The following is a 19,853-nucleotide window of genomic DNA, read 5'->3' as shown; positions in this document are numbered from 1 at the left end:
GGGTTGTTTATGTCGTCATATCGCTATGCATTTCTGCTTTTCATGGTCGCAATGAACTGGGGATGTAGCTACACTCCTGCGCCTATTGGTGAGCAAGAAAAGTTCTATGACTTTGATAATAAAGTGCATTACTACCAAACTAGGTTAAGTAAAAAGCGCTATCGTCTGGAAGTGGTTGAGGATGGCTACCAACAGTTCACCAACCAGAGTGTGTTTTTATTACGTCACAGTGCTCAGTTGTGTAACGATTCCACCTTCTCTTTGCGCATTACCCAAGGTGTGCAAGACTATGAACGCTTCCCTACTCACCCGCGAGGTTATGAGCCCAACTTGGTTGCTGAGCTCATTTGTGAGTAGCCCTGCGCAATTAGTCTGTATATCCCCAAGGGGCTTTTGGCGGGGTAATGGGCTGGGTCAAATCAAAATCAACGCGAAACTCTCGTCCCTGGCGCACTAGCCGATAAGTAAATTGCTCTGGGTAAATATACATTTGCCAAGTATTACCCACTGATTGCGGGATCCCTTGCTGTACAAATAACTCTTTAGAGTACTGATCGGCCGGGAATGACTGCATGGTAGCATAACCGGCATCCAAGGTATGACCGCCGTACATAGTCGAGACGTCATCGCTGCCATCCTTATGGCGATGGTCATGCTTTAAGCTTAAACCACTGCCCGTTTTAGTAATAATCCAGGTGCGCGAGGCATCATCACCGACATGAAACGGCACTTGTATCTCGCGCTCTGTACAACGGCGCACGTGCATGACCAGCTTTGCTTCGCTGAAGCTACTTGGTCCAGCGTTATCAACCGTCACCTTTCCTTGATACGCTTTACCACAATGCGCTTTGATATTATTAAAAAATGCATCGTGGGAAGGGATTGAGACCAAAGGCGCAGGGCGCGCTTGCGCACCAGTGGCAACAGCGCCTATCACAGATAACGCCGCACACGTAATCGCTAATTTCATGCTGAGTTCCAAGTAAAATAAAAGCGCCAATATAGCGCTTTCACTGTTGCTTTCCTACTTTTTACGTTGAAGTACTAGCGGCCATTCACTGCCAGGGGCGCTGCGCCTTTAGCTGCTGCTCAAAGGCTTCAATTTGGGCATTATATTGCTCAGTCACACCGATAAAATCCAGGCCACTTAACAACCGCTCTTTAACGTCTGCCCGCACCGAGAAAGTAATCGGCGCAAAGCGCGAGCTGCGCAGTTGCTGATTCGCCAAGTCCACCTCAATATGCAGTGCTTGCTCAGACTCACACAGTGCAAATAAGGCATCCAGCTGCGCGCTCGCCAAGGCGATGGTCAACATTTGGTTATTAGCACAGTTATTAAAGAAGATATCAGCAAAGCTCTCGGCAATGATCACCGAAAACCCATATTGCTTCAGTGCCCAGGGTGCGTGCTCCCGTGATGAACCACAACCAAAATTATCACGGCTAAGAAGAATACTAGCCCCTTGGTATTGCGGGTAATTAAGCACAAACTCTGGATCGGGTTGGCCATCGCCAAGGTAACGCCAATCGTAAAACAGCGCTTTATCAAACCCATCTCGACTGGTGGAGGTTAAAAATTGCTTGGGGATAATCTGGTCGGTGTCGACATTATTCTTATCCAACGGGGCCACTAGCCCCTGATGAAAACAACTCATTGTGCCTCTCCTTGAATATCAGTAAAGCGCCCAGTTATTGCGGCCGCAGCGGCCATCGCCGGACTCACCAAGTGGGTGCGCCCGCCGCGCCCTTGGCGTCCTTCAAAATTACGGTTGGAGGTCGACGCACAACGCTTGCCCGGAGCGAGTCGGTCATCATTCATAGCTAAACACATGGAACATCCAGGTTCTCGCCATTCAAAGCCTGCGGCTTTAAAAATATCCGCCAAGCCTTCTTCCTCAGCCTGCTGTTTTACCAGTCCTGAGCCGGGCACAATTAACGCTTCTATGTCTTTGGCTACCTGCTGACCGGCGACCACCGCAGCGGCCGCGCGCAAGTCCTCAATGCGGCTGTTGGTGCATGAGCCAATAAACACCGTATCGACACAGATATCACTGATCTTTTGCCCAGGTCGCAAATCCATATACTTTAAGGCACTGCGAATAGCATCAGCCTTTATCAAATCCGCCTCTTTATCCGGATCGGGAATAACCTCATCCACGCCCAGCACTTGCTCTGGACTGGTACCCCAGGTGACTTGTGGCTGCACCTGCTGAGCATCAATGTCGATGATCTTATCGAAGTGCGCGTCAGCATCCGAGTGCAATGTGCGCCAATAGGCAACGGCCTTGTCAAAGTCTTCACCTTGCGGGGCAAAAGGCCGCCCTTTAATATACTCATAGGTGGTTTCATCGGGGGCAATAAGTCCTGCTTTGGCCCCCATTTCAATGCTCATATTGCACAGCGTCATACGCGATTCCATCGACAAAGCGCTAATTGCCTCGCCACAGAACTCGGCAACATAACCGGTGCCGCCCGCCGTTCCTAACTGGCCGATTATAGCCATAATTAAGTCTTTCGCTGTTGCCGTGCTTCGCAGCTTGCCATGAACGTGAATTTTTAACGACTTCGCCTTTTTTTGCTGCAATGTCTGGGTGGCAAGCACGTGCTCAACCTCGGACGTGCCAATACCGTGAGCCAATGCCCCAAACGCACCATGCGTGGAGGTATGGCTATCACCACAGACAATGGTGGTCCCGGGCAGCGTGATCCCCTGCTCGGGACCCATCACATGCACAATGCCCTGATTAATGGAGTTGAGGTCGTACAATCTAATACCGAATTCATCACAATTCGCCTGCAATGCCAGTAACTGGTTACGCGAGACAGTACTTGCAGCATCCAAAGAGCGAGATTTGGTCGAGACGTTGTGATCCATGGTTGCGAAGGTTTTTTCTGGACAACGTACGGTGCGATTTTTCTCGCGCAATCCGGCAAAGGCTTGGGGTGAGGTGACCTCATGCACAAGATGACGGTCTATGTACAGTAAGTCGGTTTGTTCATTTAGGCTGGCGACGCAATGAGCCTGCCAAATTTTATCGTATAACGTGTATGCCACTTGCTACATCCTTTTACTAGTTAAATGCGCTCGACGATGGCTGCCGCTACATCGCGCGTGGTATAGCCTGCATCGGGAAAGATATCTGGCGTACCAACCCCTGCAGCTACGGCTTCGGCTACGGCTTTCTCAATACGCCGTGCTGCCTCGTCTTGCGCTAATGAGTAGCGCAACATCAATGCCGCACTGAGTATTTGCGCAATGGGATTAGCGACCCCTTTACCGGCAATATCTGGTGCCGAGCCGCCAGCAGGTTCATATAAACCGAAGCCGGATTGATTAAGACTAGCCGAGGGCAACAACCCCATAGAGCCGGTGATCATGGCGCACTCATCGGACAAAATATCGCCAAACAAGTTGTCACACAGCAGCACGTCAAACTGGCTCGGCTGCTTCACGAGCTGCATCGCGGCATTATCAATGTAGATATGATCGAGCGTGACATCCGGGTAGTCTTTACTTACGTCATTCACTACCTCTCGCCACAACACACTGGTGGCCAAGACATTGGCCTTATCCACCGAGGTAACATGATTATGGCGCAACCGCGCCGCTTCAAAAGCAAACCGAGCAATGCGCTCAATTTCACTACGAGCATAGGTTTGCGTATCAAACGCAGCTTCATGCTGCCCTTCACCACTGCGTCCTTTCTCTCCGAAATAAATCCCCCCTGTTAACTCGCGTACACAGAGTATATCGAAGCCGTGAGCGCTAATATCTTGGCGCAGCGGAGAGGAGGTGCTCAGCGCAGGCAATAATTGCGCCGGGCGTAAATTACAAAATAACCCGAAGTGCTTGCGTAGCGGCAATAATGACGCCCGCTCCGGCTGTTGCTCCGGGGGGAGGTTTTCCCATTTTGGTCCCCCTACGGCACCAAACAGTATCGCGTCAGCGGTTTCACATGCCGCCAGCGTTTGCTCCGGCAGCGCAACACCGAACTCATCAATGGCGCCGCCGCCAACGGCGTGATGATGCAGGTTAAGGCTAAAGCCAAATTCGCGACTGCATGCCGCTAGTACCATTTCTGCTGCGGCCATCACTTCTGGACCAATGCCATCGCCGGGTAATACGGCGATACTGTAACTGTTTTGACTCATCCTGCTTTCCTTTGTTGCTGCTTTAAGCTCGACACTTGCTGTGCTCGATGAATAATGTTGTAAACGCGGATCATGGCACGTACCGACGCTTCGACGATGTCGGCGGCAAGCCCCGCGCCGTGGTAAGTACGCCCCTGATATTGGGCAATAATGTCAACCTGACCCAAGGAGCTAGCTCCTTGCCCGGTGGCATCTAAGTTGTATTCAATCACCTCCACCGCCATGCCGGTTAGTCGGGCTATGGCAGCAAAAGACGCTTCTACCGGGCCGTTGCCCGTGGCCGCTTCTTGACGCTGTTCACCGGCGATGCTCAAGCCGATGGTCGAACTGGCGACTGACTGTGAGTTCGACGCTGAATTAACAAACTGCAACTGGTAATAATCGTCTTTATCGGTGATTTGATTGAAATAAATAATGGCTTCAAGGTCGTAGTCGTATACCGTGCCTTTTTGATCGGCTAGCTCCAAAAAGCTGGCGTATAAGCTATCCATATCGTAGTCATCGCCTTGATAACCTAGTTCACTCAAGCGATGTTCAATAACATGACGGCCCGATCGCGAGGTCATATTCAGTTGATTATTGGGCACTCCAACACTCTCTGGCGACATGATTTCATAAGTATTCTGCGCCTTGAGTACACCGTCTTGGTGAATACCTGAGCTGTGGGCAAAGGCATTTTCGCCGACAATGGCCTTGTTCGGCTGCACTGGCATATTGCAGATCTTAGCGACCTGACGCGACGCCCGATATATCTCTTCACTGCGAATATCGCTGTGCACTTGCAAATGGTCTTGGCGTATTTTCATGATCATCGCCACTTCCTCTAACGAGCAATTTCCAGCGCGCTCACCAATGCCATTAATGGTGCATTCGATTTGTCGTGCTCCCGCTTGCACTGCGGCAATAGAGTTGGCTACCGCTAAGCCTAAATCATTATGGCAATGCACGCTTAAGCGTGCTTGATCAATATTGCTGACATGCGTTTTGAGATAACGGATCATGGCCGCGTATTCATCTGGAGTAACATAGCCGACCGTGTCAGGCAGATTAATAGTGCTGGCGCCAGCGGCAATGGCGCGCTCAACGACATAACATAAATCATCATGGGGTGTGCGCCCGGCATCTTCGCAGGAAAACTCAACGTCATCTGTGTATTGACGGGCTTGGCTAATAGCTTGTACCGCCATGTCGGTGGCCTCAGCGAGCGTCATACGTAACTTATGTTCTAGATGCAGTGGACTGGTGGCGATGAAGGTATGTATACGGGCCCGCTGCGCGCCTTTAAGCGCCTCCCCGCATGCTTCAATGTCTTTGCTCACTGCTCGTGCTAAGCCACAAATAATGGGCCCTTGCACCTCATTAGCAATACGCTGGACAGCACGGAAATCAGCAGGGCTGGACACCGGGAAACCAACTTCCATCACATCCACGTTAAGACGACTGATTGCATGAGCCAGTTGCAGTTTGTCGTCTTCCGTCAAACTTGCTTTCAATGCTTGCTCACCATCGCGAAGGGTGGTGTCAAATATCCATACCTTGTCTTGCATACTCAGTCCTCTAAAAGATTACCGCCAGAAATAAAAAACCCCGCTCGGGAGGGCGGGGTTGTGTTCGTTTCGTATTACTAACAATCAATACATCACGCCCCGCTAAAGCTCACAAGGAGTAGCAGGTTTAGGAGCAATGTAATGAATTGATTGGTGCGCATAATTGAGCATCGCTGTTAGTAAGATGGCTATTTTTTAACACTAAGAGAACAGCGGGGCAAGCATAAAAATTCCAAAATTCGCTGCACAAACCCGCAAATAAAGGAATCATAATTCAATAACCAGAGATGAAGCGAATTAAAATAGCCAATTAGATACTGAGAGGACAAAGAAGGCGCTCAAAAAACAGAAATGGCGCCAAGGTTATTTTATTTTCCAAAAGCGTTTATTTGTTCGCTTTTTGTGCATAGTGGTTGCCGCCATGAGAGATATAACGCAGCTGCCAAATCAACCGCTCTATTAGCTCCTCACGCGACTGCCCTTCTAGGTCAAGCGCTTCAGCGCCAGATGTGAACACTATGGTGACCATGGCTTCGGCTTGCATATGGGCGTGCGAGGCATCACAGCGCGTCTCGCTTTCCAAATAATGCGCTAATTCGAGGATAAAATGCTTAATTTCTCGGGCCACGGCGGCACGAAACGCTTTTGAGGTGCCTGAGCGCTCGCGTAACAACAGTCGAAACTGATTCGGTTGATTATCAATAAACTCCAAAAAAGTCAGTACCGATGTGGAAATGACGCTGCCACCACTGGCTATTCGTCGCCGAGCTTGGCGCATAAGTTGACGCAAAGTCAGGCCTGCCTCGTCGACCATAGTTAAGCCCAGCTCATTCATATCTTTAAAGTGGCGGTAGAAAGAAGTGGGAGCAATCCCCGCCTCGCGCGCGACTTCACGCAAGCTCAAGTTGGAAAAGCTATGTTCAGCACTGAGCTGATTGAATGCTGCTTCTATCAGAGCTTGACGAGTTTTTAGTTTTTGCTGGGCGCGAACTCCGGCCATCTTTGCCACCTAAGCAGTTAAAAACTTAAGTCTAATACTTGACGCTAAAGGATTGAACCTCTATTTTAGCGTACAGTTGTACGCTGAGATTATTTATAGAATAGTTATAGAATGAAAAAACCACCTATTTTGTGGGTCAATGTGCTGTTTTTTAGCCTGTCATTTTTGGCCGCCATTACGTTAGTTCCTTGGTATGGAATCACCTACGGATACACAAGCGCGCACTGGATTGCCTTTATTGCCTGTATGTTTTATGCCGGGCTGTCAATCACGGCTGGATATCATCGCTTGTGGGCGCACAAAGCCTATGAGGCACACCCTGTTATCGAAGTGATTTTCGCACTCGGCGGGGCCTTCGCACTACAAAACAGTGCGTTGCATTGGAGTAGCGATCACCGCGTACACCACGGCCAAGTCGACGATCCTGTAAAAGACCCCTACGCCGCCACACGCGGATTCTGGTACAGCCATATCGGCTGGATGCTCAGAGACTATCAGGGTGAACAATACAGTAACTACAACAACGCCCGTGACTTACAGCGTAATAAAATAGTGATGTGGCAGCACCGCCATTATATGAAGCTGGTCTGGGCGATGAACCTCGGCCTGCCGCTGCTATTAGGGCTGATCTTTGGTAACGTGCTAGGCATGATGTTACTCGCGGGCTTACTGCGCCTGGTACTATCACAACACTTTACGTTTTTTATTAATTCTTTGGCGCATATTTGGGGTTCACGCCCATACACCGAAAAAAACACCGCCCGCGATAATGGTTTCTTGGCGCTGTTAACTTATGGTGAGGGCTATCATAATTTTCATCATATTTTCGCCAGCGACTATCGTAATGGCATTCGTTGGTGGCATTATGATCCGACGAAGTGGCTGATCCGCGCCTGCTCATGGGTCGGCTTAGCGAAAAAGCTAAAGCGCACGCCGGTAGAGCGCATTGAGCGCGCAAAAGCACAGACCTTAATGAGCCGTACCCAAGGTAAACTGGCAGCCATTGAAAGTGCTCAGGAAAAACTGGTTTTGCTTCAAAGTGAGTATGATGTACTGTTGAAAAAACTTCAGCATTTTTGCCAAGTGCAAAAGCAAGTACTTGAAGCAAAGCGCGATTCGATGCTGCAACAATGCGAAAAATCCGCTTTAATGAAGCAATACCATGAATTAGAAGATGCCTGGCAAGCGCAAAAACAAGCTTGGTTAGCCCTCAACGCCCGCTTGCTTAAGGCTCATTGTTAATGCCCTAAGGAGTCACCGTGGCAAAGCAAACAGCAAGCAAAAAACAGCAACCTAAAGCAGAGGCATCGTATCAGTACGATGCCATTATCATTGGCACCGGTCCTGGCGGTGAAGGAACCGCCATGAATCTTGCGAAAAGCAATAAGAAGGTTGCTGTCATTGAACGTCAGCAAGCCGTAGGCGGTGGCTGTGTGCACTGGGGAACCATTCCTTCAAAGGCGTTGCGCCATTCAGTGAGCCGCTATATTGAGTACAAAGCAAATCCGCTATTCAATATCACCGAACGCCCAGGACGCATTACCTTTGCCGACATCCTAAATCATACCAGTTCAGTTATCTCTAAGCAGTCAAGTTTACGCAGCAGCTTTTACGAGCGTAACCGCATTGACTTGTTTCAAGGAGAAGCCAGTTTCGTTGATAAAACAACGGTGAACGTGCAGCATCAAGATGGTTCGTTTGAACGCTTAAGCGCGCCTATTATAGTAATCGCCACGGGCTCACGCCCTTACCGCCCTAAAGAAATTGATTTTAACCACCCTCGGGTATTCGACAGCGACACCATTTTAAGCCTCAAAGACGATCCTCAGCGCATTCTTATTTACGGTGCTGGCGTGATTGGCTGTGAGTACGCATCTATTTTTAAAGGTTTGGGCATGAAGGTAGACTTGGTCAACACTCGCGACCGTTTGCTGGCCTTTATGGATGATGAAATATCCGACGCTTTAAGTTATCACTTTTGGAACAGTGGCATCTTCATTCGCCATAATGAGGAATTCGACCACGTCGAAACCAAAGACGATGGCATTATCATGCATATGAAATCAGGCAAACGCGTCAAAGCCGACTGCTTATTATTTGCCAACGGCCGAACCGGTAATACTGATACCCTAAACTTGCAAGCCATTGGCCTTAAAGCCGACGGTCGTGGTCAGCTGAAAGTCAACGAGAGCTACCAAACCGAAGTCGATAATGTATATGCCGTTGGTGATGTAATTGGTTACCCAAGTCTAGCCAGTGCAGCTTTTGATCAAGGCCGTATTTGCGCCGATGCCATTGTTCAAGGTGAGTGCAAAGAAAAGCTGATTATTGATATTCCTGCCGGGATTTATACCATCCCAGAGATGAGTTCAGTGGGTAAAACAGAGCAACAACTTACCGCCGCAAAAATTCCTTACGAGGTGGGTCGCGCCCAATTTAAACACCTAGCTCGAGCGCAAATCGCTGGTACCGACGTCGGTAGTTTAAAAATTCTTTTCCATAGTGAGACTAAAGAAGTACTGGGTGTGCATTGCTTCGGCGAACGCGCCTCGGAGATTGTCCACATCGGCCAAGCTATTATGGAGCAAAAAGGCAGTGGCAATAATGTCGAATACTTTGTTAACACCACCTTCAACTATCCTACGATGGCCGAGGCCTACCGCGTTGCAGCGCTTAACGGGCTAAACCGTTTGGTTTGATACACATCATATATAACTGAAAAAATGGGCATTGTGCCCATTTTTTCTATAAGAGCTCTTGTTCGCCTGTAAAATTATTGTAAACTCTTAAACATATAAGAAAAAAAAGACAGGTAATGAGGGAATGGGTATACGTGCATTAGGGCTTTGTGCCGCGCTCGGTCTTGCTAGCTTCACCGCTTTCGCTGACTACTCCAGTGCAACAAAAGATCTCAAAAATGAAGATTACACTGCTGCGTTTAACGAATTTAAACAGCTAGCACAACAAGGCCACGCTAAGGCAATGTACGAGCTGGCACGTATGTATGAACTTGGGCTCGGTACCGAGGAAGATATTTACAGTGCATTCTCGTGGTACATGATTGCTTTGGACTTTGGCAACGATGATGCCAAAGATCGCTATCGTAAGATCCGTCGTTTGGTCCCTTCGCGCAAAGAAGGCAAAGATCACTACAAAGCGCTCGCTCGTGATTTTGGTTTTGATGTTCACCAGCGCGTCTTGGCTCCAGTAAAAGATAAATCTGGACATGATGCCCGTTATATCACCGTCAAAAGCAAAGTTGACCCGGAGTATGGAAGTAGCTTAGCTGAAGTACAAAGTGCTTGGGCTACCGTGGGCTTTGACGTTAATCAACAAGGCCAGGTTGTTAACCACCGTGTTATTGCTTCATTCCCTAAAGATGTCATTGATGACGCCGCCCTAGAGGCCATTAGCCAATGGCAATATAAGGTGCCCAACGACTACAGTGGTGAACCGCAAGCCGTTTATGACCTAACCCATACCTTCAAGTTAGAAGCTTCTAAAAAGAGCCATCGTCGCGAATATGAATCGCAGTTAGCTGAGTATGCACAAAAGCTAAAAGCACTGGCCGAGGATGGCAATAACTATGCCCAGGCTCGCTATGCCATGATGCTAGAGAGCGATCTGATTGAACAGTCAAAAGATCACTACCTAGATTGGTATTACCGTGCTGCCCGCAATGGTAACTATGATGCGCAATTGTGGATGGTGCGCTGTTTTGAGTACGGCACCGCGTGTAAAGCCGATAAAGATAAAGCCTTTTCATGGTTAGAGCTTGCAAGTAACAGTGGTAATGAGCGGGCGCAGTATCAACTAGCAACTAAACTACTTGATTATGAAACCATTCATTATGACTTAGATAGAGCTGCAGATATTCTCAGAAAAGCGACTCATAACCAGTATTTACCGGCCATGATCGCATACGCAAAGTTGCTCGCTTTCGCAGACAAAGAGTCAATTCGTAATTACGAAGAAGCAGTAAAATATGCCGAGCTGGCGCGCTCAGATGCCCCTGACAACCCAGTGTTACTGTCAGTGCTGGGCGTGGCTTATAGCGAGCTGGGTCGCATGCAACAGGGCGAAAAGTACCTGCGTCAAGCCTATGACGAAGCTAAACGTCGTAATTGGCCAACACAAAACTACTTAGAGCTGATGGAAGGCCGCGCATCCATGATGGCCAATGGCACCAGCTTAATATATTAACGCCTGATATAACCCCTTCACTACAAATACAAAAAAGCCCGCGAAAGCGGGCTTTTTATTGCTTAGTAAATCGTTACTTGTGGTATTTACGGCTTAACTCACCTACGGCATTAATAAACGCACCAGCGTGCTCAGGGTCAACATCCGGAGTAATACCGTGGCCTAGGTTAAAAACATGTCCTGTGCCCTCGCCAAAGCCTGCAAGGATAGTTTCAACCTCTGAACGAATGCGCTCAGGCGAAGCATGAAGCATAGACGGGTCCATATTCCCTTGCAGAGCTACTTGGTCTCCCACTCGGCGCTTAGCACCGGCAATATCAATGGTCCAATCCAGACCGATTGCATCACAACCAGTAGCCGCGATTTTTTCAATCCATTGGCCGCCATTTTTAGTAAATAAGGTGACAGGCACTTTACGACCATCATGCTCCCTGATTAAACCATCAACGATCTTTTGCATGTAACGCAAAGAAAACTCTTCGTAATCACGCGGGCTTAACACTCCACCCCAAGAATCGAATACCATGAGTGATTGCGCACCGGCCTTTACTTGGGCATTCAAATAGCTAGTAACCGAGTCTGCGAGCTTATCCAATAACAAGTGTAAAGTTTTAGGCTCAGCAAATGCCATTTTCTTAATTTTGCCGAACGTCTTACTGCTACCGCCTTCAACCATATAAGTAGCAAGTGTCCAAGGCGAGCCAGAAAAGCCTATCAGTGGCACCTCACCTTTTAATTCACGGCGAATAGTACGCACTGCATTCATCACATAGCCAAGCTCGTCTTCAGGGTCAGGAATAGCAAGATTGGCAACTTCCTGATAGCTACTTAATGGGCGCTCAAACTTAGGCCCTTCTCCGGTTTCGAAGTAAAGCCCAAGACCCATCGCGTCAGGAATAGTAAGAATATCACTGAAAAGTATGGCGGCATCTAAAGGGTACCGGCGCAGTGGTTGCAGAGTCACTTCACAGGCCAGTTCCGCGTTCTTACATAAGCTCATAAAGTCACCCGCTTGAGCTCGTGTAGCGCGATACTCAGGAAGGTAACGTCCAGCTTGACGCATCATCCAGACCGGAGTTTGGTCCACTGGCTGTTTTGCTAGGGCGCGAAGATAACGATCATTTTTCAATTCGCTCATGGCGTGACTCTTTTTTACTGAAAATAAACTGCGATTATTCTAACACAACCGCACTGTGGCACTATGAATTAGATCATTGAATCAGACAAAATCTTGCGCTTTTAAAAAGATTCACTGTTCAGCTTTTAGTGATTTTTGATAAAAAAAAGTAAATTTTTCTGTTAAAGAACTTGCAACACACATACGACCTTGGTATAACTATATCCGTTGCTAGAGAACAATAATAAAAAGCTAGAAACACATTAAATAAAAAGAAGCTCGGTCAACGAGACTGCTAAAGAAATTCGGCCACCCTTGCGGTGGCTTTTTCTTTTCTAACGCCTTCCCCCGGCAATACGCCTTGTATAGCCAAGTTTTATGCTGATTCCATACACTTATAGATCGATTAATTCGCAAAAATAGGTTGACCTTTGACGCAGATTTCCTTTTTATAGGGGTATGACCAACGCAGGTTAGGAGAGCAACGATGTTATCGCGGTTGGAAAAAGCACAACAGAAATGGGGCGGCAGCCACACAGTTATTGATAAATGGTTAGCAGAGCGCCAGGAGCTGCTTGTGCAGTACTGCAATATGGCGGGCAATTCGCACAACGCGAAGCATGATAAAGCATTGCCCGAGCCGGCGACTATCCAGCAATTTTGTCAGTTGTTAATGGATTACTTATCTGCCGGACACTTTGAAATCTATGATGACATCGTTAAGCAATGTGAAAGTCGTGGACCAGAGAGCTTAGAGCTGGCTCAATCCCTTTACCCACAAATTTCTGCAACTACAGATGTGGCTTTAGACTTTAACGACAGCTACGCCGAGGTTAAAGGTGATGACCTGATGGAAAACTTCGACAATGACTTGTCAGCACTAGGGGAAGCACTTAGCACCCGCTTTGAATTAGAGGATGAACTAATTCACAACCTCTACACCAATCATACATAGAAAAATAAAGCCTCAGCAAAAAGGAGGCTTTATTTTTAGTGCTTTACAGGCACAAAAAAAGAGAGCCTAGGCTCTCTTTTTTTATCTAGCTACTTATTCTGCTGCAGCTTCTTCTTTAGGCTTAACAATCTCTAGCAACTCAACTTCGAATACTAGAGTAGAGTTAGCTGGGATCTTACCAAGATCACGCTCACCGTAAGCAAGTTCTGATGGGATGGTAAACTTATATTTTGCACCGACAGGCATTAGTTGCAGACCTTCGGTCCAACCAGGAATCACACGATTAAGTGGGAAAGTAGTCGGTTCGTTACGTGAGTATGAGCTGTCGAACTCAGTGCCATCAAGTAAAGTACCTTTATAGTGTACTTTTACCGTATCTGTTTCAGCAGGCTTTTCACCATCGCCTTGCTCAAGTACTTCGTACTGCAGGCCTGACTCAGTGACTTCAACGCCTTCTTTTTTAGCATTTTCAGCAAGGTACTTCTCGCCTTCTGCTAGGTTTTCTTGTGCTGCCGCTTTCGCCTGCTCTTGTTGCTTAGCGCGAACAGACTCGTCTAGTGCAGTCAGTACTTCACGGATTTTTTCTTCTTCGATTTTTGCATCACCAGCAAGTGCATCTTTAAAACCACGTAACATAAGCTCTTGATCAAGCTCGATACCCAGTTCTTTTTTATCGGCTAAATCTTTGTTTAAGAAGTTACCAACAGACGCACCAATGCCATAAGATTGCTGCTGAGCTTCGGTTTCTAGTTTTACTTCTTTTACCTCTGGCTTAGCCGCTTCTTGATTACACGCCGTAAGTGCTAGTACAGACGCTGCAACGAGCGATAGCTTAATTGTTTTTTTCATACATAGTCTCCAGCAACTTGGTGTTGCCATTTTAAGGTTACAAAACTAAATTTTGATTAGAGTTAGCATAACGCTAGCTCTGGCTTTCAACTCCAGCATGAGGCTGTTTTTCTAATTACTTTAATGAAATAATTAGGAAAACAACCTAGAGTTGTGACTTCTAGTCTAACTGCTTGCGACAGCAGAGTTAAGGGACGCTGGTAAATTTATGTTAATAATTCGCTCACTCTCCATTGTTATCTGCTTAGCGCTCTTAATTGCTTGCCAGCCACAACATTCGGATGCCATAAAGCAGTACCAACACGCCAGCGCAGGGGCTTTTGATGCCGCCATTTCTGCCGATGGCCAATATAGCCTGGTCTCCACCATAGAACATGGTGTCGCAGTCTGGGACAATCAAGCCAATGCGTTAAAATTTCAATGGTACCTTAAAGAAGATGAACAGAATCTTGTTATCGCATTAGCTATTGCCGACGACAATAGCACCGCTGTTACGGCAACTAAAACAGAGTTTGCAGTGTGGGATATACAAAGCGGTGAGAACCTTGGCTTTTATAGCATTAAAGCGTCTCACATTCGTGACATCGCCATAGCAAATCAAGGCCGTTATGTGCTTTATGGCCGTGCTGATGGGGTCGCTGTGCATGTAGATTTACAAACCGGGCGGCGCATTGAGTTTTTAGGCCATCAAGAGAAAATTAACGCCGTTGCCTTATCACCTAACGGCCGCTACGCGCTAAGCGGTGCCAATGACTATGCAGCTTATCTGTGGGATACGCGAAGTGGCCAAGTGGTCTATCGCTTTAACCATGCTAGTCGCGTGACCCAAGTTGCACTCGACCCTCAAGGGCGCTTCGCTTTTAGTGCTGGGAGCAAACGCCAAGCAAGTATTTGGGATTTGCGCACAGGTGCACAACACAGCCAATTGCAGTATATTGCGCGACAAAAGATTTTCAGCGCGGTGCGCTTTTCCAATGATGGTCAGTGGCTGGCTACAGGTTCGCCTAGCCGCGAGCTTGCGCTATGGGAGACTCACTCGGGTAAGCGAGTATTAGACTACCAAGTGGCAGCTAGAGCAAATAGCCAGCCAAAATCTGCGGTGGTGTTTGCCGTCGCCTTTACCAACAACAATCAATTACTCACAGAGAGCTCCAGCGGCTTAAGTGAATATTTCAATATAAAGGGCATGCCATGAACCAATTAGAAACACGTATAGAGAACCTTGAAGCCAAGGTAGCGTTTCAAGACGAAACGATTGATGTGCTCAATGATGAAATCAAGGCCCACCAGCAGCAACTCGCTAAAATGCGCCGACAAATGGAATTGCTGGGTGAAAAGCTAAGAGAAGTGCAAAGTAACTCCGGTGGCACGCAAGAACTTGAGCCACCACCGCCGCATTATTAATTATTCCGGCTTGAAAACGCCAATCACTTGTTCAAACTGACGCGTGGACGCCTGCACGGCGTTTTCGGGCTGGGTCATAATATGGCCACATTGCACGCACTGCACTTTTTCTACATCGTGCTCTTTATATAGCATCATGGTGTCCATTTGCTGACATTCAGGGCAGCTAGCCCCTGCGATAAAGCGCTTTTTCTGTTTCATTATCATTACCTCTTTGGCCATCGCCGCGTGTGGCTCGGTGCAGCAACTGCCGCTAGTGTATCACAAAAACTTTCCCGCTTGAGTGTGCTGGCCGTGTTATCATTCGCACATTACTAATTAGCGTGCAGTAACTATGATTCAGATTACCGATATCGAGCTTTTACGCGGCCCTAAATGCTTGTTAAAAAATGCCAATGCCACTTTGTTCCCGCAGCATAAAGTGGGCCTAGTGGGCAGCAACGGGTGCGGTAAATCAAGCCTGTTTGCCCTACTCAAAGGTGAGCTACAACTCGATGCAGGCAACGCTAAGGTGCCAAAAGAGTGGTCTATAGCCTCGGTAAAGCAGGAAACACCTGCATTGGCGATCACTGCCTTGGAATACGTGCTACAAGGTAATCCGGATTACTACGCGTTGCGCTGTCAGCTAAAACAAGCAGAGCAACAAGGCGATGGCGAGACACAAGCTCAAGTGCACCAACAGCTTGAGCTGATGAAGGGCTATAGTATTGAGGCCAAAGCTGGCGAATTGCTGCATGGTCTCGGTTTTTCCAATACCCAAATAGACTATGCGGTCAGTGACTTCTCTGGTGGTTGGCGTATGCGCTTGAATTTGGCGCAAGCGTTGATCCGTGATGCCGATTTATTGTTGCTGGATGAACCTACTAACCACCTAGACTTAGACGCTGTATATTGGCTCGAACGATTTTTACGCAGTTATGCCGGGACCTTGGTTCTGATTTCTCACGACCGGGAGTTCTTAGATGCAGTAGTCGGTGAGATTTGGCATATCGATCAGCAGCAAATTAATGTTTATAAAGGTAACTACTCTCAATTTGAGCGACAAAAAGCCGAGCGTTTAGCGCAACAACAAGCGCAATTCGAAAAGCAACAAGAGCAAATTGCTCACCTAGAAAAGTTTATCACCCGCTTTAAAGCGAAAGCCAGCAAGGCCAAACAGGCGCAAAGTCGCGTGAAAGCACTAGAACGCATGGAGAAACTGGCGCCTGCACACGTCGACTCACCGTTTGATTTTAGCTTCGCAGAACCGGATGCCCTGCCCAACCCGTTGATTGCTCTTGATGGCGCTCAGGCAGGCTATGGTGACACCACCATTTTACACAGTATTAAGTTAAACCTAGTCCCGGGTAGTCGCATTGCCCTACTCGGGCGCAATGGCGCAGGTAAATCGACATTAATTAAGCTACTAGCCCAAGAGTTGGCCCCGCAAGCGGGTGATGTATTTTTCCACCAAGGCCTCAAAGTGGGCTACTTTGCCCAGCACCAGCTTGAAGCGCTTGATTTACAAGCAAGCCCGGTGACCCATTTACAGCGCCTAAACCCGCAGGCCAGCGAGCAATCGCTACGCGACTTTTTAGGTGGCTTTGCCTTTATCGGCGATAAAGCCTTGGACCCTGTAGCGCCGTTTTCAGGCGGTGAAAAGGCACGTTTGGTATTGGCCATGTTAGTGTATCAAAAGCCCAATTTATTGCTGCTGGATGAGCCCACTAACCACCTTGATTTAGAGATGCGTCATGCCCTCGTGATGGCGCTACAAAGCTTTGACGGCGCCATGGTCACCGTGTCCCACGATCGCCACCTATTGAAAAATACCGCCGATGAGTTTTACTTGGTTGATAGCGGTGAAGTTCGCCAGTTTGGCTATGACTTAGATGCTTACTACCAGTGGCTAACGAAGGCTAACCAAGAGCAAAAGCAGACTCAGGTAGAGCCCGATAAAGCCAACTCCAGCGCCAACAGAAAAGAGCAAAAGCGCAAAGAAGCAGAGTTTCGCAAACATGTGCAACCGCTAAAAAAGGCCATCGACAAGCTAGAAAAACAGCTCGATACACTCGCGCCCAAGCTGGCCGATATTGAAAGTCAGCTCAGCGACAATAGTGTTTACGAGGAGCAGCATAAAGAGAGACTAAAACAATTATTGGCTCAGCAGAGCGATTATGCTCAGCAACAGGAGGCTGCCGAAGAACAATTGCTCGAACATATGGATGAACTTGAGCAACAGGAGCAGGCCTTTTATGAAAGCAATTGATGCCGCCGATTTTTGGCAGTTCAGCCTAAGTGTGTATGACAATGAGCAAGTACAAAAAACTTTGCTTAATTGGCAAAATGATTATGGTCTGAACGTCAATCTGTGTTTATTCTTGGCTTACCTAGATTATCAACATGTGGCACTTCAAGCAGAGCAGTTAGACTCCTTGATAGCCAGTATTGGCGATTTTAATGAGCATGCACTGCAACCACTGCGTGATATTCGCGGTTACCTCAAGCGCAATCAGAGCAGTGTTGTGAACTACAATAATATTCGCACACAGATACTGGACTTAGAGCTGGCCATGGAAAAGCTGCAGCAGCATCAGCTTGTGAGCGCCTGCAACACCTTAACTCTACGCCATAATACCCAGGCTTTTAACCTCGCATTGTATTTACCTAATGCGTTATTGCCATTAAAAGCTGATCTGGATCAAGCTCTACACCAAAGCCCTGCGTAAGGCCAACACGATATTGATCTAGGTCATATCTCATCCCCCTGGCGTCCCCTACACTTAACACATCAAAGGAACAGGAGACGCCACCATGCAAGTATTTTTTCGCGACTTTTTCTCAGACCCAGTATTGTTTTTGTCGTTCGGCTTCCTCGCTGTAGTGATCCTACTTTGCTTGTTTTATGTGGGCTTTTTTATCAAGAAAGTAATGGACGCTGAGGTTCCTGAAGGACAGTAACAACCAATCACCTCTTCGCTATGCGAGGTGATAACCAACCAAATTAAGCACGACGCACAAAGCCTCCTCTAATCTCGGTATTAGCGGGGGCTTTATTTTTGTGTCTATAGCCAGCAGTGAAAGTTTGATACTATTGGGCTCTGGATATTCTTGGTTAACATGTTGTGAGCACACATTTTACTCCTGCTTGGTGGATGCCAGGCCGTCACTTACAAACTATCTTACCGCGCTATTTTCGTCCCGGCTTTAAAGTGGCTTATCACCGCGAAGTGATCACCACCGAAGACGATGACTTCCTCGACCTTGCCTGGGCACAGCCCGCACAACCCGATAAGCCGTTGGTGATTATTTTGCATGGCTTGGAAGGCAATATAGATAGTTTTTATGCTAAAGGCATGATGAAGGCATTGCAGCAATCAGGACTTGATGCCGTATTAATGCATTTTCGTAATTGCTCTGGCGAAGTGAACCGCCAACCTCACGCTTATCATAGTGGTGAAACCGAGGATCTGGGATTTTTAATTCGTACTTTGCAGCAACGCTTTGGCCAACGCCCCTTAGCGGCCGTGGGCTTTTCGTTAGGGGGAAATGTACTGGCCAAATACCTGGGTGAGCAAGGTGAAAAGAGTGGTCTCAGCGCTGCGGCAGTGGTCAGCGCTCCCCATGACTTATCCAGTTCATGTCAGGTGATCCGTAAGAGCCTAGGAAAGATTTATCAGCACTACCTACTCGGTAGAATGAAAAAGTCCATGGCGCGTAAACTTCCCCAGCTGCAAGACACGCTGGCACTCAATGAACAGCAGTTACGCAATATTAATGACCTATGGGATTTTGATAATCAAGTAACGGCGCCGCTGCATGGCTTTACCGATGCTGAGGACTATTACCTAAAGAGTAGTGCCAAGCCCTATTTAAAGCGCATAGCCACCCCCACATTAATAATTCATGCCGAGGATGACCCGATGCTGGCACCCGAAGCCGTGCCACGCCCTGAGGATGTGTCACACGCCGTCGACTTACGCGTATCGAAGCGCGGAGGCCATGTTGGCTTTATTAGCAATAAAGGCCTATTTGGGGTGGAGTTTTGGCTCGAGAAAGCCGTCCCTGAGTTTTTTGCCAAACACCTAGGACAATCATGATTATTCCCTATCAAGAACTAAGTAAAGAAGCACTTACTAACCTTGTAGAGCAGTTCATCCTGCGTGAAGGAACCGACTATGGTGAAACCGAAGTGGGCAACCAAACTAAAATTGAGCAGGTTCTTACACAACTGAAAAACGGCGAAGCACTGATTGTGTACTCTGAGCTTCATGAAGAAGTGAACATTATGAGTGCACAGCAGTTTAAGCAAATGCAGGCCGAAGAAGGTGATTACCAAATCGATCGCGATGAGTTTTAACTCATCGCCCCAGAGGACATAACCAGTAAATAGCCAAAGGATACAAACCCAGTAAGGCACTAACGTCTGCGAATCCAGCAACGCTTTACAAAACTCGAGTATGGAATGGGCCGGTCATGACAAGACTCGTATATGCTTACGTATCCCTCATGTAGTGAATTGTCGCAATATATAAAAAAGGTACAGATGCCAACATGAAGAGTATAAAATAAGCTATAAATAAACGCCGAGTGGTTGTTGATACTTGAGCTAATTTATCTTCAACGCCATACCGCCTAGCGGTCCAC

Annotated in this window: 21 protein-coding genes; 12 read left to right on the top strand and 9 right to left on the bottom strand. The window is 47.7% G+C overall.

Translation table 11 applies throughout. The annotated features are described in order from the left end of the window. The first annotated feature begins 9 nt into the window (after positions 1–9). Complete coding sequence (locus MHM93_RS15615) at positions 10–357, top strand: hypothetical protein (protein ID WP_052698221.1); 348 nt, start codon at positions 10–12, stop codon at positions 355–357. 10 nt (positions 358–367) lie between these two features. Here the strand turns inward: MHM93_RS15615 and MHM93_RS15610 are convergent, their stop codons facing one another. The 6 genes from MHM93_RS15610 to fabR all read right to left on the bottom strand — a co-directional run bounded on the left by MHM93_RS15610 (position 368) and on the right by fabR (position 6,699). Further along, complete coding sequence (locus MHM93_RS15610) at positions 368–970, bottom strand: hypothetical protein (protein WP_239449724.1); 603 nt, start codon at positions 968–970, stop codon at positions 368–370. An 85-nt stretch (positions 971–1,055) separates the two neighbouring features. Next, a complete protein-coding gene (leuD, locus tag MHM93_RS15605) occupies positions 1,056–1,655 on the bottom strand; it encodes a 3-isopropylmalate dehydratase small subunit (RefSeq protein WP_053911815.1) in 600 nt (199 codons plus the stop codon). Then, positions 1,652–3,055: a 3-isopropylmalate dehydratase large subunit gene (gene leuC / locus MHM93_RS15600; protein ID WP_239449723.1), complete on the bottom strand. Its 1,404-nt coding sequence runs from the start codon at positions 3,053–3,055 to the stop codon at positions 1,652–1,654. Before leuC ends, leuD begins: the two co-directional genes overlap by 4 nt. A gap of 20 nt (positions 3,056–3,075) precedes the next feature. After that, positions 3,076–4,152 carry a 3-isopropylmalate dehydrogenase gene (gene leuB / locus MHM93_RS15595; protein ID WP_022945941.1) on the bottom strand — a complete coding sequence of 359 codons (1,077 nt, stop codon included), beginning with the start codon at positions 4,150–4,152 and terminating at the stop codon, positions 3,076–3,078. Continuing rightward, positions 4,149–5,699 carry a 2-isopropylmalate synthase gene (gene leuA / locus MHM93_RS15590; protein WP_239449722.1) on the bottom strand — a complete coding sequence of 517 codons (1,551 nt, stop codon included), beginning with the start codon at positions 5,697–5,699 and terminating at the stop codon, positions 4,149–4,151. Before leuA ends, leuB begins: the two co-directional genes overlap by 4 nt. Before the next feature lie 385 nt (positions 5,700–6,084). Next, complete coding sequence (gene fabR / locus MHM93_RS15585) at positions 6,085–6,699, bottom strand: HTH-type transcriptional repressor FabR (protein WP_053911819.1); 615 nt, start codon at positions 6,697–6,699, stop codon at positions 6,085–6,087. A 111-nt stretch (positions 6,700–6,810) separates the two neighbouring features. On the opposite strand from fabR, the gene MHM93_RS15580 reads away from it, so the two are divergent. The 3 genes from MHM93_RS15580 to MHM93_RS15570 all read left to right on the top strand — a co-directional run bounded on the left by MHM93_RS15580 (position 6,811) and on the right by MHM93_RS15570 (position 10,902). Next, complete coding sequence (locus MHM93_RS15580; protein ID WP_239449721.1) at positions 6,811–7,941, top strand: fatty acid desaturase; 1,131 nt, start codon at positions 6,811–6,813, stop codon at positions 7,939–7,941. Between the two features lie 17 nt (positions 7,942–7,958). Next, positions 7,959–9,398: a Si-specific NAD(P)(+) transhydrogenase gene (gene sthA / locus MHM93_RS15575; protein WP_022945937.1), complete on the top strand. Its 1,440-nt coding sequence runs from the start codon at positions 7,959–7,961 to the stop codon at positions 9,396–9,398. A gap of 124 nt (positions 9,399–9,522) precedes the next feature. Then, the gene (locus MHM93_RS15570) at positions 9,523–10,902 is read left to right on the top strand and encodes a TonB family protein (protein WP_239449720.1); all 1,380 of its coding nucleotides are present in this window, start codon (positions 9,523–9,525) and stop codon (positions 10,900–10,902) included. A gap of 73 nt (positions 10,903–10,975) precedes the next feature. On the opposite strand, the gene hemE is transcribed toward MHM93_RS15570, so the two are convergent. Further along, on the bottom strand, positions 10,976–12,040 hold the full coding sequence (gene hemE / locus MHM93_RS15565) for a uroporphyrinogen decarboxylase (protein WP_239449719.1): 1,065 nt from the start codon (positions 12,038–12,040) through the stop codon (positions 10,976–10,978). 466 nt (positions 12,041–12,506) lie between these two features. On the opposite strand from hemE, the gene MHM93_RS15560 reads away from it, so the two are divergent. Continuing rightward, positions 12,507–12,974, top strand: coding sequence for an Rsd/AlgQ family anti-sigma factor (locus MHM93_RS15560; RefSeq protein WP_022945934.1), 468 nt, complete (start codon positions 12,507–12,509; stop codon positions 12,972–12,974). Between the two features lie 93 nt (positions 12,975–13,067). Here the strand turns inward: MHM93_RS15560 and fkpA are convergent, their stop codons facing one another. Then, positions 13,068–13,823 (bottom strand): FKBP-type peptidyl-prolyl cis-trans isomerase, encoded by a 756-nt coding sequence (fkpA, locus tag MHM93_RS15555; protein WP_022945933.1) that lies wholly within the window; start codon positions 13,821–13,823, stop codon positions 13,068–13,070. Positions 13,824–14,031: 208 nt separating this feature from the next. Between fkpA and MHM93_RS15550 the strand changes: the two genes are divergently transcribed. Together MHM93_RS15550 and MHM93_RS15545 are read left to right on the top strand one after the other, a co-directional pair. Beyond that, positions 14,032–15,018: a hypothetical protein gene (locus tag MHM93_RS15550; RefSeq protein ID WP_022945932.1), complete on the top strand. Its 987-nt coding sequence runs from the start codon at positions 14,032–14,034 to the stop codon at positions 15,016–15,018. Further along, positions 15,015–15,227, top strand: a complete 213-nt coding sequence (locus MHM93_RS15545; protein ID WP_022945931.1) for a SlyX family protein — start codon at positions 15,015–15,017, stop codon at positions 15,225–15,227. Before MHM93_RS15550 ends, MHM93_RS15545 begins: the two co-directional genes overlap by 4 nt. On the opposite strand, the gene MHM93_RS15540 is transcribed toward MHM93_RS15545, so the two are convergent. Then, a complete protein-coding gene (locus tag MHM93_RS15540) occupies positions 15,228–15,428 on the bottom strand; it encodes a YheV family putative zinc ribbon protein (RefSeq protein ID WP_022945930.1) in 201 nt (66 codons plus the stop codon). A 133-nt stretch (positions 15,429–15,561) separates the two neighbouring features. On the opposite strand from MHM93_RS15540, the gene MHM93_RS15535 reads away from it, so the two are divergent. The 5 genes from MHM93_RS15535 to MHM93_RS15515 all read left to right on the top strand — a co-directional run bounded on the left by MHM93_RS15535 (position 15,562) and on the right by MHM93_RS15515 (position 19,566). Continuing rightward, positions 15,562–17,475 carry an ATP-binding cassette domain-containing protein gene (locus MHM93_RS15535; RefSeq protein ID WP_239449718.1) on the top strand — a complete coding sequence of 638 codons (1,914 nt, stop codon included), beginning with the start codon at positions 15,562–15,564 and terminating at the stop codon, positions 17,473–17,475. After that, positions 17,462–17,935 carry a TIGR02444 family protein gene (locus tag MHM93_RS15530; protein WP_052698222.1) on the top strand — a complete coding sequence of 158 codons (474 nt, stop codon included), beginning with the start codon at positions 17,462–17,464 and terminating at the stop codon, positions 17,933–17,935. Before MHM93_RS15535 ends, MHM93_RS15530 begins: the two co-directional genes overlap by 14 nt. Positions 17,936–18,020: 85 nt before the next feature. Then, positions 18,021–18,167, top strand: coding sequence for a hypothetical protein (locus MHM93_RS15525; RefSeq protein ID WP_022945927.1), 147 nt, complete (start codon positions 18,021–18,023; stop codon positions 18,165–18,167). 164 nt (positions 18,168–18,331) lie between these two features. Next, positions 18,332–19,306 (top strand): hydrolase, encoded by a 975-nt coding sequence (locus tag MHM93_RS15520; RefSeq protein WP_239449717.1) that lies wholly within the window; start codon positions 18,332–18,334, stop codon positions 19,304–19,306. Further along, entirely contained in the window at positions 19,303–19,566 is a 264-nt protein-coding gene (locus MHM93_RS15515) for a YheU family protein (protein WP_239449716.1), read from the top strand. The genes MHM93_RS15520 and MHM93_RS15515 overlap by 4 nt, the downstream gene beginning before the upstream one ends. Positions 19,567–19,853: the final 287 nt, after the last annotated feature.

Source organism: Pseudoalteromonas sp. MM17-2 (assembly GCF_022347945.1).
Taxonomy (GTDB): Bacteria; Pseudomonadota; Gammaproteobacteria; order Enterobacterales; family Alteromonadaceae; genus Pseudoalteromonas; species Pseudoalteromonas ruthenica.
Note: the sequence above shows the minus strand (reverse complement) of the source record. Positions and strands in the feature narration are given on the sequence as shown.

Coding starts and splice junctions, on each gene's coding strand:
- MHM93_RS15535 (WP_239449718.1), top strand. CDS start 15,562: ATGATTCAGATTACCGATATCGAGCTTTTACGCGGCCCTAAATGCTTG.
- MHM93_RS15545 (WP_022945931.1), top strand. CDS start 15,015: ATGAACCAATTAGAAACACGTATAGAGAACCTTGAAGCCAAGGTAGCG.
- MHM93_RS15615 (WP_052698221.1), top strand. CDS start 10: ATGTCGTCATATCGCTATGCATTTCTGCTTTTCATGGTCGCAATGAAC.
- MHM93_RS15550 (WP_022945932.1), top strand. CDS start 14,032: ATGTTAATAATTCGCTCACTCTCCATTGTTATCTGCTTAGCGCTCTTA.
- MHM93_RS15540 (WP_022945930.1), bottom strand. CDS start 15,428: ATGAAACAGAAAAAGCGCTTTATCGCAGGGGCTAGCTGCCCTGAATGT.
- fkpA (WP_022945933.1), bottom strand. CDS start 13,823: ATGAAAAAAACAATTAAGCTATCGCTCGTTGCAGCGTCTGTACTAGCA.
- MHM93_RS15560 (WP_022945934.1), top strand. CDS start 12,507: ATGTTATCGCGGTTGGAAAAAGCACAACAGAAATGGGGCGGCAGCCAC.
- MHM93_RS15610 (WP_239449724.1), bottom strand. CDS start 970: ATGAAATTAGCGATTACGTGTGCGGCGTTATCTGTGATAGGCGCTGTT.
- MHM93_RS15570 (WP_239449720.1), top strand. CDS start 9,523: ATGGGTATACGTGCATTAGGGCTTTGTGCCGCGCTCGGTCTTGCTAGC.
- hemE (WP_239449719.1), bottom strand. CDS start 12,040: ATGAGCGAATTGAAAAATGATCGTTATCTTCGCGCCCTAGCAAAACAG.
- leuD (WP_053911815.1), bottom strand. CDS start 1,655: ATGAGTTGTTTTCATCAGGGGCTAGTGGCCCCGTTGGATAAGAATAAT.
- leuA (WP_239449722.1), bottom strand. CDS start 5,699: ATGCAAGACAAGGTATGGATATTTGACACCACCCTTCGCGATGGTGAG.
- fabR (WP_053911819.1), bottom strand. CDS start 6,699: ATGGCCGGAGTTCGCGCCCAGCAAAAACTAAAAACTCGTCAAGCTCTG.
- MHM93_RS15515 (WP_239449716.1), top strand. CDS start 19,303: ATGATTATTCCCTATCAAGAACTAAGTAAAGAAGCACTTACTAACCTT.
- MHM93_RS15580 (WP_239449721.1), top strand. CDS start 6,811: ATGAAAAAACCACCTATTTTGTGGGTCAATGTGCTGTTTTTTAGCCTG.
- MHM93_RS15530 (WP_052698222.1), top strand. CDS start 17,462: ATGAAAGCAATTGATGCCGCCGATTTTTGGCAGTTCAGCCTAAGTGTG.
- MHM93_RS15525 (WP_022945927.1), top strand. CDS start 18,021: ATGCAAGTATTTTTTCGCGACTTTTTCTCAGACCCAGTATTGTTTTTG.
- leuB (WP_022945941.1), bottom strand. CDS start 4,152: ATGAGTCAAAACAGTTACAGTATCGCCGTATTACCCGGCGATGGCATT.